Genomic DNA, 14,275 nt, shown 5'->3' with positions numbered 1-14,275 from the left:
GCCCGAATCGAGGGAGTCCCCATGCACCACGTTTCAATGCTCACGCTCGCCCAGGCCACCAAGCAGGACATGATCATCTGGGTCGTGATCGGCATCGTTGGCCTGGTCCTCTTCTTCGTGTTCATCTTCCTGCTGCAGTTCATCAGCCTGTACATCCAGGCGATGACCAGCAACGCCCACGTGGGCATGCTGGACATGATCGGGATGAAGCTGCGGAAGGTGGACATCCGCACGGTGGTGATCAACCGGATCCGCGCCGTCAAGAGCGGCATGGACATCCCCACCAACATGATCGAGACCCACTACCTGGCCGGCGGGCGGGTGAGCAACGTGATCTCGGCGATGATCGCGGCCCGGGGTGCCCGCATCGAGCTGCCCTGGAACATCGCCACCGCCATTGATCTCGCGGGCCGCGACATCCTGGACGCGGTGCACACCTCGGTGAACCCCAAGGTGATCGACTGCCCCAGCGCCAACGGGCCGCGGGGGACCATCGACGCGGTGGCCAAGGACGGCATCCAGCTGAAGGTCAAGGCCCGCGTGACGGTGCGCACGAATATCGCCCGGCTGGTGGGCGGCGCCACCGAGGAGACCATCATCGCACGCGTGGGGCAGGGCATCGTGTCCACCATCGGCTCGGCCAACGACCACAAGGCGGTGCTGGAGAACCCCGACGACATCAGCAAGAAGGTGATGAGCACCGGCCTGGACGCGGGCACGGCCTTCGAGATCCTCTCCATCGACATCGCCGACGTCGACGTCGGGGACAACATCGGCGCCCAGCTGCAGGCGGCGCAGGCCGAGGCCGACAAGAAGCGCTTCCAGGCCGAGGCGGAGAAGCGGCGTGCCCTGGCCCTGGCCCTCGAGCAGGAGAACAAGGCGCGGATCGAGGAGAACAAGGCCCTGGTGGTGCTGGCCGAGGCCGACGTGCCCAAGGCCATCGCCGACGCCTTCCGCAACGGCCGCCTGGGCGTGATGGACTACTACAAGCTGCAGAACCTGCAGGCCGACACCTCGATGCGCGGCTCGATCGCCGGCGACGGCAACACGCGGCCCAACGTGTAAGAGGAAGAGGAACACGGAGGGGGCGGAGAGAAGACAGAGCTACACGGAGGGGAGACAGGATCGGACTTGGGGAAGACAGGATGGAACCGGATCGATCCTTTCCTTCTCTCCCGCTCCCCTCGGTCCTGCTCCGTGAACTCCGTGTTCGGCCTTTGCCTTTGCTTTTACTGCCCCGCGAGGGCCCGGTCCAGCAGCTGACCCACCCGCTGCTGCCGGTAGCTCTCGTCCCACCAGATCGACGGCCCCGGCGCGGGGGCGGTGTTCGCTGAGGAGCGCACCTCGTTGCCGGGCGCGGCAGCGCCGTCGCGGGGGGCCTGGTTGTTGGCGCGTTGCGGGGGCTCGGGGCGCTCGGGCGGGGCGGGGCGGGCCCGCTCCTGGTCGGGCACGGGGTCGTTGGGGGAGCCGGGCTTCGCCGAGCGGTCCACGAAGTTCTGGCCGGGGACACGCGGCTCGTTGATGCCCGGCTGCGCGCCCATGAGCTTGTTGACGTTGCCGCCGATCGAGAACACCGTGCCCGGGGGCACCTCGGTGAGCAGGCCGCGCCGGGTCATCGCGTAGCTGGAGCGCGGGAACACGGCCATTACCCCGCCGTTCATGCGCATGTAGTAGTCGCTGTCGCCCGCGGCCCAGCCCCCACCCCCGCTGCCGCCGAAAAAGCGGGGCCTGGCGTCGAGCTTGTAGAGGCGGTCAAAGCCGCTGCCCACGCGCAGGTCCACCGGCATCGCCCGCTGGCTGGTGCCCACGGGGTTCATGTCGCCCACGGTGGGCTCGGTGGGCGTCCAGCGCGCGCCGCCGGCAGTGACGCTTTCGGGCTGCGCGGGCGCGGCGGACGCGATGGACATGAGCAATGCGGTGAGCTGGCCGATCATGCCGCCTCCTTGTGGATTGAAGTAGGCCCGCGCCGCGGCCGCAATGCCACCTCGAACCTAGTACGTCTCCATCAGGAACTTGATCGAATACGTCACGCCGGCGTCGGGCTTGTCGGCGGGGAGGCTGGAAAGGGCCTCGCCGCGGGCGGTCCAGCGGTACACCGCCTCCAGCAGCGGCTTGTCCACATCCTCATAGCCGGTGCGCTCCTTGAACACGGCCTTGCGCACCTTGCCGTCGCGCCCGAAGGTGATGAGCACCACCGCGTTCTTGGGGCGGGCGAGGTAGCGGGTCGTCACCGCGTACTTGGGCGTCACGGTCCACACGCGGAGGCCCTTGCCCGCGAGCGGCTCGCCGGGCTTGAAGACGAGCGAGCCCACGACGGAGGCCGCGGGCGACTCCTCGTCGGCCCTGAGTCCGGGCTCGGCCTGCGGGGCGCTGGCCTTTGCGGAGGGCGCGTCGGCGGGCTGCGGCGGTACGGGCGTGACTGGGGGCGCTGCGGCTGTCGACGTGTCCGCGCTCTGGGCCGGCGCCGTCTCCGGCTGCACCGGGCGCAGCTGCTGCTCCTGCGGCTGCTCGGGCTTTTCCTGCTGCTGCTTCAGCTGCTCGGGCTCGGGCTGCGGCGGCTCCGGCTGCACCGGCGCGTCCTGCGGGCGCGGGAGCTCGACCTCGCTCGCCCCTTCAGGCTCGGGCGCCGGGGGGCTCTGCGGTTTCAGCTGCTCCGGTTCGGACTGCTGGGGGTTGAGTTGCTCGGGCTCCACCTGCTGCGGCTGGTCCTGCTTCTCGAGCTCCTGTACCGGCTTGGGCTGCGGCTCGGGCGCGGGCACGGTTTGCTCCGCGGGCGCGCTCTTGCTCACCTCCGGCTGCGGGGGCTGCGGAACAACCTCCTGCGCCGCCCGCTCGCCGTCGCCCGCCGACGCGGGCCCGGCCTCCGCCGCGCCGGCCCTGGGGTCGATCGCCCGCGCCGCCTGGTCGATCTTGGACTTGGGCGCGAGGTGCTCGGTCGCCTCCTTCGCCCCCTTCCAGACCTCTGAGCGCTCCGCCCCATCTTCGATCCCCAGCGGCACCTCCAGCTCGACCTCCGGCTTGGGCGGCATTACCTCGGGCTCGGGCTCCGGCTGAATTTCTGGCGTGGGCAACGGCTCGGGCGTGGGCAGAACCGCGAGCGGGACCAGCACGGCCAGCCCGGTGTCCGCCAGCTCAAGCCCTTGCACCACCCCCACTTGCGGCGATTCACCCGGGCTGGCGAGGCTCCGCGCGCCCACCAGCGAGAGCGCTACCAGTCCCCCCGCGTGCAGGACCAGGCTCAAGGCGATGCTGGAAACCACCCGTGCGCGCATCTCTGAAATGATTGCCCCCGGGGTGCCCGGGGTCCATCGCGGGCCCCCGCCCATGCAAAGCACCAGGAAACCCCTTCCGCCGGCCCGCGTCTAAGGTAAGAATAACAGACCCGCCCGGGCAGGGTGGGCCTTGGGCGTCGAGACGCCACTGCACGGGCCGCGTGTTGCCGCCCCACTGCCCATCCAAGAGGAGCTCCGAATGAAGTCCCCGCGCATCTTCGCCCTGTCCATGATCCTCGCCCTCGTGGGCGCCGCCCCCGCCGTGGTCGCCCAGGACAAACCCGCCGCCAAGGAGCAGGAAGCCACGATGCTGAAGGTGGGCGACACCGCCCCCAAGCTGCAGATCGAGAAGTTCGTGAAGGGCAAGCCCGTCGAGAACCTCGACAAGGGCATCTACGTCGTCGAGTTCTGGGCGACCTGGTGCGGCCCCTGCATCCGCAACATCCCCCACCTCACCGAGATGCAGAAGGAGTACAAGGACAAGGTCCGCTTCATCGGCGTGAGCATCTGGGAGGAGAACAACGAGCTCGAGGACGGCAAGTACCTCGACCGCGTCACCGAGTTCGTCAAGAACCAGGGCGACAAGATGGACTACACCGTCGCTTACGGCGGCTCCCCCGCCCCCATGAGCGACACGTGGATGCGGGCCTCGGGCCAGGGCGGCATCCCCTCCGCGTTCATCGTGAAGGACAACAAGATCCAGTGGATCGGCCACCCCGCGGGCATGGACAAGGTGCTCAAGGAGGTCGTCGCCGGCACCTACGACCTCAAGGCCGCGTCGGAGAAGTCCGCCAAGGCCGCGGCCTCCGCCAAGAAGCAGCGCGAGCTGATGGCCAAGCTGCAGGAAGCCCGCACCAGCGGCGATGAGGAGGCCGAGGGCAAGATCGTCGATGAGCTGATCGAGCTCAACCCCGAGCGCAACGGCATGGCCGCGGCCAGCCGCTTCAAGGCCATCCTTGAGAACAAGGGCGAGACCGCCGCATACGAGTACGCCAAGAAGATGACCACGGGCCCGGTCAAGGACAACGCGATGGTGCTCAACGCGATCTCCTGGAGCATCCTCGATGACGAGGGCTACAAGAACCGCGACATCGACCTGGCCATGGACATCGCCAAGCGCGCCGTCGAGATCACCGACAGCAAGAACGCCGCGATCCTCGACACCCTGGCCCGCGCGTACTGGGAGAAGAAGGACGTGGCGAAGGCCGTCGAGATTCAGGAGAAGGCCGTGAAGGCGCTCACCGACAGCGACGGCGACGAGATGCGTGAGGAGGTCGAGGGCAACCTCAAGAAGTACAAGGGCGCGAAGAACTAATCAGCCCTGAGCTTCAACGTCACCCGAAGAGCCCCGCACCAGCGGGGCTCTTTTCATTCCAACCTTGAACGGCCCCTGACCGCGTGGGGCTAGACTCCGTCCGTGCCGAGCACTCCGCCCCAGCACGGCCCCGGCCCCGCCCGCCCGCGCCTGCGCCCTCGCCAGCACCTGTGGATCTTCTCGCGCGAGGCCGTGCGCAAGCTCGACCGCCTCGCCGTGCAGGAGTTCGGCATCCCCTCCGTCGTGCTGATGGAGAACGCGGCCCGCCACATCGCGGAAGTCGCCCTCGACGGGCTCGACGGCATCGACAAGCCCCGCGTGCTCGTGGTCGCCGGGCCCGGCAACAACGGCGGCGACGGCCTCGCCTGCGCCCGCCACCTGCACAACGCCGGCCTGCGCGTGACGGTGTTCCTCGCGGCCAACCCCGCGCAGTACACCGGCGACGCCCGCATCAACCTCGACATCGTGCACCGCATGGGGCTGCAGATCTTCCTCATGGACCCCGCGAACCCGGAACGCTCGCTCACAGCCGCGATGTCGAGCTTCCGCAGCACCGACCTCATCATCGACGCGCTGGTGGGCACCGGCCTCTCCCGCGACCTCGAGGCGACCTACGAGAAGATCGTCACTGAGGTCAACGGCTATGGGGCCGACGGCGTGCCCATCCTCGCGGTGGACCTGCCCAGCGGCCTGGACGCCGACACGGGGATGCCCCGGCGCGTAGCCGTGCGGGCCAGCGCCACCGTGACGCTCGCGGGGCTCAAGGAGGGGTTCTTCGCGCTGGAGGCGCAGCCGTTCCTGGGCGAGGTCATCGTCGCGGACATCGGGATTCCGCGGGAGCTGCTGGATCAGCTCGGGCGGCGACTGGTGGAGCCGCCGGTGCACGAGCCGCCGGCCGCGCCCGCCCCGCCGCAGTCCCCGCCCCGCCCCGGCGCGTTCGGGCGCGACTGACCGATCCACTAGCGCGCAAGCTCCCGCACATAAGCCCAAGTTCACGCGAGGCTGTGCTACCATCCCCGCCGGGAGAACCGCATGGCCGTCCGGATGGAACTGTCGCGCATCCTGATCCGCGAGCTCAATGACTACCAGATCATCGAGCTGCGCGAGGTGACCGAGGGCGAAGAGGCGAAGAAGCCCACGGCCAGCGTCTATGACGCCGCGGATGAGGGCGGGCACGCCCGCTCCTTCCCCATCGTGATCGGCTTGCCCGAGGCGCAGTCGATCGAGCGGCGGCTCAAGGGCATCAGCATCAAGCGCCCGCAGACGCACGACCTGCTCGCCAGCGTCATCGACAAGCTGGGCGCCTCGCTGGACTCCATCACCATCAACGACCTCGCCGAGCACACCTTCTTCGCCACCCTCGACGTGACCACCGCCGAGGGCAAGAAGATGCACATCGACTCCCGCCCCAGCGACGCCATCGCCCTGGGGATCGCCGGCGGCGTGCCCATCTACGTCGCCGAGCACGTGCTGGAGGCCGCGACCCGTGACGAGGTCTGACCCCGGCGCCCCGGATACCCAAGAGCCGTCGCGGAGCGACGGGGTACCCAAGGACACCAGCACCCACGTCATCCCCCGCCAGTACATCACGGCCGACATCCCGGGCATCGGCGGGCAGATCAAGCAGCGGCCCGAGGACTTCCTCGTCGACGAGATCCCCCAGTACACGCCCTCGGGCGAGGGCGAGCACATCTACCTCACCGTCACCAAGCGCGGCCTCTCCACCATGGAGATGGTCGAGGTGCTGGCCCGCCACTTCGGCGTGCACCGGCGGGCCATCGGCTACGCGGGGCTCAAGGACAAGCACGCCATCACCCGCCAGATGGTCTCGGTGCACGTGCCCGGAAAGAAGATCGAGCACTTCCCCGAGCTGCGCAACGAGCGGCTGGCGATCGTCGGTGCCGACTACCACGCCAACAAGCTCCGCCCCGGCCACCTCAAGGGCAACCGCTTCTCTGTCCGCATCCGCAATGTAAAACCCACCGACGTGCTGGCCGCGGACCGCGTGCTGCGGCGGCTCGCGAAAGTCGGCGTGCCCAACCGCGTCGGCGAGCAGCGCTTCGGGATGCTGGAGAACAACCACCTCGTGGGCCGCCACCTCATCACCGGCGACTTTGACGCCGCCGTGCGCGAGCTGCTGGGCGCCAACGCCGCGCACCCCGAGCTCAACGCGGAGGCCCGCCGCCTGTTCGCGGAGGGGCGCTACCAGGAAGCGGGCGACCTCTACCCGCGCTCGGCCCGCACCGAGCAGCGCGTGCTGTACCGGCTCTCCAAGGGGGCGAGCCCCCCCGAGGCCATGCTCGCCCTCGACGAGCCCATCCTGCGGTACTACTTCTCCGCGTTCCAGTCCGCGGTGTTCAACGCCGTGCTCGACGGGCGGGTGTCAACCGGCACGCTCGCGACCCTCGCCCCCGGCGACCTGGCCGTCAAGCACGAGAACCTCGCGGTGTTCGCGGTCGATGACGCCGTGGCCGCCGACCCAGAGACTGCCGCCCGCCTGGCACGCTTTGAGATCAGCCCCAGCGGCCCGATGTGGGGCGGCTCGATGGTCCGCGCGGGCGGCGAGACGGGCGTGCGCGAGCAGGCGGTGTTGGAATCCTTCGGCGTCACCCCCGCGCAGCTCGAGACATTCGACAGCAAAAGCCCCTTCAAGCTGGAGGGCAAGCGCCGCCCCCTTCGCGTCCCTGTCATTGACCCCGAGGTCGAGGGCGGCGTCGACGAGCACGGCCCCTACGTCCGCTGCGCCTTCGAGCTCCCCAAGGGCAGCTTCGCCACCGTCGTCCTCCGCGAGGTCATGAAGCCCGCGGTGGTGAAGTCCGGCGAATGGGAGGAGGTGGGCTAGAGGGGATGTCGGATGTCGGATGTCGGATGTCAGAGAGGACCACCTCCCGCATTCCCACATCCGACATCCCACATCCCACATCCCACATCCCACATCCCACATCCGACGTCCGACATCCGACATCCCCTACCCTCCGCCATGATCCGCCTGCTCCTCCTCTTCCTCGTCGGCATCATCCTCGCCGTCTCTACGCCGCGGCTGTTCAACAAAGCGCCGGCGGGGCTGCTCCAGCCGATCACCGCCGACTCCCCCGCCGACCACACCTACACGCTCCGCGCCCGCGTGGACGCCCTGCCCAGCGTCAAGCGCCCCTACCTCGACCTGCACCACGAGGCGCTGCCCGGGTTCAAGAACCAGCAGGGCGAGGTCATCGGCATGAACGAGATGGTGATGGGCTTCCCCTACCTCGCCCCCGGCGTGAGCCTCGACGGCCTCGCCCCCGGCGACCCCGTCGAGTTCACCATGGAGATGCGCTTCACCGCCAAGCCCCGCTTCCTCATCACCCGCCTGACCGAGCTGCCCGCGGACACAAAGCTGAACCTCGGCACGCTCGAGGAGTAACCGCGCCCTCTCGTGCCACGACCGTGCTCGGACGGTCGTGTCTCCCCGCCCGTCCCACACGGCCAACCGCACGACCGTCAAAGCACGGTCGTGGCACGGAGCCGGTCAACGGCCGACCCACTGGTGTCGGGCCAGCAGCACCAGCGCTCGCGCGACCTCCCCCCGACACCCGGGCGAAGCCTCCCAAGTGGTCTTTGCCTTCGTCAGTCTTCTAACCAGCCGCCCCGCACTCCGGGCACGCCGCCGCATCGCCAACGAGCCCGCGGCGGTCGTAGCCGCACGAGGTGCACCGGCCTTTGCGCCGACGCCCCCGCCGCCGCGCGAACGCGAAGGCCTCCACCACCCCCAGCAGCACGCCCGCCGCGAGGAGGGTGTTGAGCGCAAAGCCAAGGGGGATGATTGCGAGCGGCAACCGCCGGCCCTTCTGGCCGTTCAACCACTTCGTTCCGCGAACCCTCGGCTTCAAGGTTGACGGCGCATGCAGCTCGGGGCCCTGGAATCCCGCGTGTGTCTCCATCCATAGGAGCGACAACGCAGGCCAGCCGTAGCGCCCCCATGCGGCAGCCGTCGCAGTGTTCGAAGGGGTCCACCGCTTGACGGAGTAGTACCCCTCCTCCCATCCGCGTCCGTGCCCGAGCTGTACCGAGCGGACCCACTCGCCCTCAGCCCGTCGCCACCCTGCACGGAGTCCAGGCGGGAAACGGCGTTCGAGTTCGCCGTCTTCTGGGGAACTCCCGCCGAAGCGGTTGCTCATGTACGTCTCGCCGCGAACTGCCCACAGCGCACACCCCCACGCCACCCCCCACGTGACGACCGCGCCCGCGAGCAGGGCGAGGGTGATCTTGAGCGTCCAGCGCTTCACCGGCGATGAACGAGATGTCGACGCGGGCCGCCGCACGCCCACAGCGTACCGCGCCGCTGTGGTTTTCATTTGGGAGGCTTCGCCCAGGTGTCGGTAGGACGCAACTCGCGCCCTGGTGCAACCTGACCGACACCAGTGAGGCCGAACGCGTCCCCTCAAGGCCGGCAACCGCGGCGGAGCGCGGCCGTTTTCTGGCAAAGAGTGGCCGTGCTCCGCCGCAGCGCGGCCGTTTTTTGGCAAAGAGTGGCCGTGCTCCGCCGCAGCGCGGCCGTTCTTTGGCAAAGAGTGGCCGTGCTCCGCGGCGGCGCGGCCGTTCTTTGGCAAAAAGTGGCCGCGCTGGCGCACAAAGTGGGTGCGTTCTGGCGGAACACGGGTGCGTTCTGGCGGCGCACGCGCGAGTCGTGGGCCCGCGCGGGGGCCGTGCGCGGGCGTGCGGGCGTGCGGCGCGGGCGTACAGGCCGCGCAGGCGGCGCAGGCGGGCGCGCCCGGGGCGATTCCGCGGGGTCGACGCGCGGGCTGGGCAGAGAAACCCCCGATGAGCATCACGCCGTGAGGCCGGATGGGCGCTGCCGCCCGCCCGAACCACTCCCTCAAGACAGGAGCCCGCCATGTCGAAAGTGCAGCGCATCGTCCGTGCCCCCCGCCTCGACGCCCTCAACTTCGCCCTCGCCCACCAGACTCCGTTCCAGACGGGGGGCGCCAGCATCGGGTTGTCGCCCACGATGGTGACCAACTACGTCACCGCCGTGACCGACTTCAACGACGCCATGCTCGAGGTGCAGTCGCTCAAGGACCAGCTGAAGGTGGCGTCGGCCAAGGCCAGCGCCAAGTTCCGCATCATGAACACCACCATGACCGCGACGGTCGCGGCCATCGACGCCTTCGCCGCGGCCTCGGCCAACCCGCAGGCCGTTTGGGACGCCAGCCAGCTGATCCCGCCGCAGAACCCCTCGCAGATGCCTCCCCCGGGCACGCCCGACACCTTCCGGGCCACGCTCAACCCCGACGGCTCGGTGAAGATCTCCTGGCAGTGCAAGAACCCGCCGGGCAGCACGGGCACCGTGTACATCATCCGCCGCCGGTTGCTGAACTCGCAGGTGTGGTCGCAGGTGGGCGTGACGGCGGCCCGCAACTTCACCGACGCCAGCATCCCCAGCGCCAGCGGCGGGGCCGTGTACCAGGTCACCGCCCAGCGCGGGGCCAGCCAGGGCGACGCCAGCACGCCCTTCACCCTGCAGTTCGGCGTCGACGGCGGGGGCAACCTCGCCATCACCGGGCTGACGGGCGGGAAGCTCGCGGCCTGAGGCCGGGAACCGAACACAGAGAGCACGGAGAGAAGTCAGGAGTGGAATGTGCGAGGCCCGGGTCGATGGACCCGGGCCTTTTCTATTCCGTGCAGGTCTCTGGTTGTCAGTTCCTGCCTTCACACTCCGTGCCCCTCAATCCCGCCTCTGTCACCTCCGTGTTCTGCCTTTGCCTTCTCGTGGGGCGGGGCCCGGGTCGGGCGGCCCGGGCCTTTTGCTTTATGCACCTAGAATCCCCGCTCACCCCGGCCCGCGAGGCTGGGTGACCGGAGATTCCCCCGATCATGTCCTCCACGTCCCCCACCACCGCTTCTTCGCCCGCCGCCGGCATCAGCCGCCAGAACCTGACCGCGGACCAGATCCGCTCGATGTTCATCGACTTTTTCCGCGGCAAGCCCGGCGCGGCGGCGGGTGGGGGTGGGCACACGTTCGTGCCCAGCTCGCCGTCGGTGCCGCTGGATGATCCCACGCTGCTGTTCACCAACGCGGGGATGAACCAGTTCAAGCCCATCTTCCTGGGGCAGGCGGACCCCGGCAGCGACATGGGGCGGCTGAAGCGGGCGGTGAACAGCCAGAAGTGCATCCGCGCGGGCGGCAAGCACAACGACCTGGAGGACGTGGGCAAGGACACCTACCACCACACGTTCTTCGAGATGCTGGGCAACTGGTCCTTCGGCGACTACTTCAAGAAGGAAGCGATCGACTGGTCATGGGAGCTGCTGACGAAGGTCTACGGGCTGCCGGCGAACGCGCTGTACGCGACGTACTTCGGCGGCAACGAGGCCGCGGGCATCGGGCCGGACCTGGAGACCAAGGCGCTGTGGGAGCGCTACCTGCCGCCGCAGCGCGTGCTGCCGGGGAACATGAAGGACAACTTCTGGATGATGGGCGACACGGGGCCGTGCGGGCCGTGCACCGAGATCCACGTCGACCGCCTCACCGCCATGGGCGAGGAGGAGCGGATGGTCGCGGACAAGGTGAACGAGAGCGACCCCGACGTCATCGAGATCTGGAACAACGTGTTCATCCAGTTCAACGCCGAGTACCCGCAGGAGGGGCTGGACGCGCTGCAGAAGTGGGACAGCACGCCCGAGGCCGAGCGCGGGAAGCTGCCCTGGAAGAGCCGCGCGGAGATCGAGGCGAAGTACCGCAAGCTGATCCCGCTGCCCGCCAAGCACGTGGACACGGGCATGGGCCTGGAGCGGCTGGTCTCGGTGCTGCAGAACAAGCGCAGCAACTACGACACCGACGTGTTCATGCCCATCTTCGCCGCCATCGAGCGGCTGACGAGCGCCCCGCACGGGTACTCGGGCAGGCTGGGGGCGGCGGACAAGGGCAATGTCGATACCGCGTACCGCGTGATCGCCGACCACATCCGCACGCTGACGTTCGCGATCACCGACGGGGCCGTGCCCAGCAACGTGGGGCGCGGCTACGTGCTGCGGCGCATCCTGCGGCGGGCCGTGCGCTACGGGCGGCAGATGCTGGGGGCCAAGACCGGCTTCTTCGCCCAGCTCGTGCCCGTGGTGGTCGACCGCTTCGGCGACGCCTTCCCCGAGCTGCGCAAGGACCCGGGGCGCGTGCAGAAGATCATCCTCGAGGAGGAGGAGAGCTTCGGCAAGACCCTCGACAGAGGCATCAAGCTCTTCGAGCAGGTCGCGGCCGAGTCCGCCAACAGGACCATCGCGGGGGCCGACGCGTTCAAGCTCTACGACACCTACGGCTTCCCCATCGACCTCACGGTGCTGATGGCCGAGGAGCGCGGCATCAAGGTGGACACCGCTGGCTTCGAGAAGGCGGTCGAGGCGGCCAAAGACCTGTCGCGCACCGGCGGGGCGGCAAAGGAGGGCGCCCCGAAGGCCCTGACGCTCGGCGGCGAGGAGATCGCGCGCCTGAAGCACTGGGAGGTGCCCGCGACGGACGACTCGCACAAGTTCGCCAACAAGGACGTGCGCGCCACCGTCCGCGCGATCTGGAACGGCGAGACCTTCGACGAGGTCGCCCGCCCCAACACCACGCACAACGACCGCCCTGTGGGCGTCATCACCGACCGCACCTGCTTCTACGCGCAGATGGGCGGGCAGGAGGGCGACACCGGCCGCATCACGCTGCTCAACGCCAGCGAGGACCGCGACCAGCGCACCGAGTTCGTCGTCGAAGACACCAGGGCCTTCGGCGGCTACGTGCTGCACATCGGCCACCTCCGCACCGGCGAGCTGCGCGTGGGCGACAGCGTCCTCATGGACCTGGACCAGAAGCGCCGCCTGCGCACCGCCAGCAACCACACCGCCACGCACCTCACCAACCTCATGCTCCGCAGCGTGCTGGGCACGCACGTGGACCAGAAGGGCTCGCTGGTCGCCCCCGACCGCATGCGCTTCGACTTCTCCCACAACCAGCCCGTCACCAGCGGCGAGCTTGAGGTCATCGAGCGCGGCGTCACCGCCCGCATCAAGTCTAACCTGCCTGTGTACGCTGAGCCCGCGTCGCTCGTCTCCGCGAAGCAGATCAACACCCTGCGGGCCGTGTTCGGCGAGGTCTACCCCGACCCCGTGCGCGTGGTCAGCGTCGGGCAGCCGGTCTCCGCCCTCCTCTCCCAGCCGCAGAACCCGCAGTGGATGGACTACAGCGTGGAGTTCTGCGGCGGCACGCACGTCAACACCACGGGCCAGATCGAGGACTTCGCCATCATCTCCGAGGAGGCGGTCGCCAAGGGCATCCGGCGCGTGGTCGCCGTCACCGGCGATCTCGCGGCCGAGGCCAACCGGCACGCCGCCGCGATCGAGGGCCGCATCAGCGCCGCGGCGCAGCTCTCCGACGGCGAGCTGCCCAAGGCCGTGACCGACCTTTCGGCGGAGCTCGAGGCCCTCACGATCCCCTCGTGGCGCAAGGCCCGCGCCCGCGCTCAAATAGCGGCCCTCCAGGAGCGCGTGAAGGAGGCGAGCAAGAAGATGGGCGCGGCCGTGCGTGATGAGGCCGTGCGTCAGGCCCGCGCCATCGCCGAGTCGGCGCTGATGGCCAACGACCTCGTGATCGTCGCGACGGTCGAGGCGGGCGACAACCGCGACGCCCTGCAGGCGGCGATGAAGACGATCCGCGACAAGGCCCCCAAGGCCGCGGTCATGCTCTTCAGCGTCGACCAGCCCGGCGGCAAGGTCGCGATCATGACCGGCGTCCCCGAGCCGCTCATCGCCAAGGGCCTGAAGGCGGGCGACTGGCTGCGCGACACCGCCGCCATCGTCGGCGGCAAGGGCGGCGGCAAGCCGGACGCCGCCCAGGGCGGCGGTACGGACATCAGCAAGGTGAACGACGCAATCAAGGCGGCGCGGACCAACGCCCTCCGGCTTATCATGTGAGACTATGGGCATCAGCGAAATTGAGAACGCCGTGCGTCAGCTCTCCTCGGAGGAACTCGTGCAGTTCAGGCGTTGGTTCGCGGAGTTCGATGCTGAGCTCTGGGACAAGCAGATCGAGGAGGACTCCAAGGCAGGTCGGATGGACAAGCTCGCTGAGGAAGCGTTGAAGGACCTCCGCGAAGGCCGGACCACGGAGCTGTGAATCATCGCGCGGCTCGCAGCTTCTGGAAGCACTACAACGCCCTTCCCGAGGATGTGCAGCAGGTCGCCAACTCATCCTTTGCTCATTTAAAGCAGGATCCTCAGCATCCATCACTGCACTTGAAGCGAGTTCGTCATCTCTGGTCATCTCGCGTGGGTATCGCCTACCGCGCCCTTGCGATTCAGCACGAGGACACACTGGTGTGGTACTGGATCGGCTCTCACGCCGAATACGACACCCTCATCGGGCGCAGCTAGTGGGGAGGCTCCATGCCTGACAAGGACCACTTCGACTTCACCCGCGGCCAGCACGCCATCCGGCGCGACGGCGACCCTGTCGCGGGGAAGAAGCTCGCCCAGCAGGGGAAGGTCTGGGCCGTGGGCATGAACTTCGCCTTCACCGTGATGGCCGGGGGCCTGATCGGGTGGGCGATCCAGGCGTTCTGGCTCAAGAACGCCGCCCCCTGGCCCATCCTGATCGGCCTGGGGTGCGGCATGCTCTCGGGGCTGGTCCAGTTCATCCGCGAGGCCAACAAGCTGAACCGCAAGGCCTGATTCGGGG

The 14,275-nt window shown here is 68.9% G+C and carries 14 protein-coding genes; 11 read left to right on the top strand and 3 right to left on the bottom strand.

The window, feature by feature from the left end:
• Window positions 1-21: 21 nt before the first annotated feature.
• Window positions 22-1,065: a flotillin-like protein FloA gene (gene floA / locus VD997_16110; protein HYE63515.1), complete on the top strand. Its 1,044-nt coding sequence runs from the start codon at window positions 22-24 to the stop codon at window positions 1,063-1,065.
• A 164-nt stretch (window positions 1,066-1,229) separates the two neighbouring features.
• Here the strand turns inward: floA and VD997_16105 are convergent, their stop codons facing one another.
• Together VD997_16105 and VD997_16100 are read right to left on the bottom strand one after the other, a co-directional pair.
• A complete protein-coding gene (locus VD997_16105; GenBank protein HYE63514.1) occupies window positions 1,230-1,934 on the bottom strand; it encodes a hypothetical protein in 705 nt (234 codons plus the stop codon).
• Between the two features lie 57 nt (window positions 1,935-1,991).
• Window positions 1,992-3,272, bottom strand: coding sequence for a hypothetical protein (locus VD997_16100; GenBank protein ID HYE63513.1), 1,281 nt, complete (start codon window positions 3,270-3,272; stop codon window positions 1,992-1,994).
• A 199-nt stretch (window positions 3,273-3,471) separates the two neighbouring features.
• Here VD997_16100 and VD997_16095 point away from each other — a divergent pair, with 199 nt between their 5' ends.
• The 5 genes from VD997_16095 to VD997_16075 all read left to right on the top strand — a co-directional run bounded on the left by VD997_16095 (window position 3,472) and on the right by VD997_16075 (window position 7,990).
• Window positions 3,472-4,587 carry a thioredoxin domain-containing protein gene (locus tag VD997_16095; protein HYE63512.1) on the top strand — a complete coding sequence of 372 codons (1,116 nt, stop codon included), beginning with the start codon at window positions 3,472-3,474 and terminating at the stop codon, window positions 4,585-4,587.
• A 102-nt stretch (window positions 4,588-4,689) separates the two neighbouring features.
• The gene (locus tag VD997_16090; protein HYE63511.1) at window positions 4,690-5,538 is read left to right on the top strand and encodes an NAD(P)H-hydrate epimerase; all 849 of its coding nucleotides are present in this window, start codon (window positions 4,690-4,692) and stop codon (window positions 5,536-5,538) included.
• Window positions 5,539-5,619: 81 nt separating this feature from the next.
• Window positions 5,620-6,087: a bifunctional nuclease family protein gene (locus tag VD997_16085; protein ID HYE63510.1), complete on the top strand. Its 468-nt coding sequence runs from the start codon at window positions 5,620-5,622 to the stop codon at window positions 6,085-6,087.
• On the top strand, window positions 6,074-7,429 hold the full coding sequence (gene truD, locus VD997_16080; protein ID HYE63509.1) for a tRNA pseudouridine(13) synthase TruD: 1,356 nt from the start codon (window positions 6,074-6,076) through the stop codon (window positions 7,427-7,429). The genes VD997_16085 and truD overlap by 14 nt, the downstream gene beginning before the upstream one ends.
• A 138-nt stretch (window positions 7,430-7,567) precedes the next feature.
• Complete coding sequence (locus VD997_16075; protein HYE63508.1) at window positions 7,568-7,990, top strand: copper-binding protein; 423 nt, start codon at window positions 7,568-7,570, stop codon at window positions 7,988-7,990.
• 211 nt (window positions 7,991-8,201) lie between these two features.
• Here the strand turns inward: VD997_16075 and VD997_16070 are convergent, their stop codons facing one another.
• Complete coding sequence (locus VD997_16070) at window positions 8,202-8,921, bottom strand: hypothetical protein (protein ID HYE63507.1); 720 nt, start codon at window positions 8,919-8,921, stop codon at window positions 8,202-8,204.
• A gap of 539 nt (window positions 8,922-9,460) precedes the next feature.
• On the opposite strand from VD997_16070, the gene VD997_16065 reads away from it, so the two are divergent.
• The 5 genes from VD997_16065 to VD997_16045 all read left to right on the top strand — a co-directional run bounded on the left by VD997_16065 (window position 9,461) and on the right by VD997_16045 (window position 14,268).
• Window positions 9,461-10,156, top strand: coding sequence for a fibronectin type III domain-containing protein (locus VD997_16065; GenBank protein ID HYE63506.1), 696 nt, complete (start codon window positions 9,461-9,463; stop codon window positions 10,154-10,156).
• Window positions 10,157-10,440: 284 nt separating this feature from the next.
• Window positions 10,441-13,512, top strand: coding sequence for an alanine--tRNA ligase (gene alaS, locus VD997_16060; protein ID HYE63505.1), 3,072 nt, complete (start codon window positions 10,441-10,443; stop codon window positions 13,510-13,512).
• Window positions 13,513-13,516: 4 nt separating this feature from the next.
• Window positions 13,517-13,714, top strand: coding sequence for a hypothetical protein (locus VD997_16055; GenBank protein ID HYE63504.1), 198 nt, complete (start codon window positions 13,517-13,519; stop codon window positions 13,712-13,714).
• A complete protein-coding gene (locus VD997_16050; protein ID HYE63503.1) occupies window positions 13,711-13,971 on the top strand; it encodes a hypothetical protein in 261 nt (86 codons plus the stop codon). Before VD997_16055 ends, VD997_16050 begins: the two co-directional genes overlap by 4 nt.
• Before the next feature lie 12 nt (window positions 13,972-13,983).
• Window positions 13,984-14,268 (top strand): hypothetical protein, encoded by a 285-nt coding sequence (locus tag VD997_16045; protein HYE63502.1) that lies wholly within the window; start codon window positions 13,984-13,986, stop codon window positions 14,266-14,268.
• The last annotated feature ends 7 nt before the right edge of the window (window positions 14,269-14,275 follow it).

Source organism: Phycisphaerales bacterium, from assembly GCA_035627955.1.
Classification (GTDB): Bacteria; Planctomycetota; Phycisphaerae; order Phycisphaerales; family UBA1924; genus JAEYTB01.
Note: the sequence above shows the minus strand (reverse complement) of the source record. Positions and strands in the feature narration are given on the sequence as shown.

What these genes read in the sequence shown, in the direction of transcription:
- VD997_16105 (HYE63514.1), bottom strand. Translation starts at nt 1,934, where the DNA reads ATGATCGGCCAGCTCACCGCATTGCTCATGTCCATCGCGTCCGCCGCG.
- VD997_16065 (HYE63506.1), top strand. Translation starts at nt 9,461, where the DNA reads ATGTCGAAAGTGCAGCGCATCGTCCGTGCCCCCCGCCTCGACGCCCTC.
- VD997_16055 (HYE63504.1), top strand. Translation starts at nt 13,517, where the DNA reads ATGGGCATCAGCGAAATTGAGAACGCCGTGCGTCAGCTCTCCTCGGAG.
- VD997_16095 (HYE63512.1), top strand. Translation starts at nt 3,472, where the DNA reads ATGAAGTCCCCGCGCATCTTCGCCCTGTCCATGATCCTCGCCCTCGTG.
- floA (HYE63515.1), top strand. Translation starts at nt 22, where the DNA reads ATGCACCACGTTTCAATGCTCACGCTCGCCCAGGCCACCAAGCAGGAC.
- VD997_16085 (HYE63510.1), top strand. Translation starts at nt 5,620, where the DNA reads ATGGCCGTCCGGATGGAACTGTCGCGCATCCTGATCCGCGAGCTCAAT.
- VD997_16070 (HYE63507.1), bottom strand. Translation starts at nt 8,921, where the DNA reads ATGAAAACCACAGCGGCGCGGTACGCTGTGGGCGTGCGGCGGCCCGCG.
- alaS (HYE63505.1), top strand. Translation starts at nt 10,441, where the DNA reads ATGTCCTCCACGTCCCCCACCACCGCTTCTTCGCCCGCCGCCGGCATC.
- VD997_16075 (HYE63508.1), top strand. Translation starts at nt 7,568, where the DNA reads ATGATCCGCCTGCTCCTCCTCTTCCTCGTCGGCATCATCCTCGCCGTC.
- VD997_16045 (HYE63502.1), top strand. Translation starts at nt 13,984, where the DNA reads ATGCCTGACAAGGACCACTTCGACTTCACCCGCGGCCAGCACGCCATC.
- VD997_16100 (HYE63513.1), bottom strand. Translation starts at nt 3,272, where the DNA reads ATGCGCGCACGGGTGGTTTCCAGCATCGCCTTGAGCCTGGTCCTGCAC.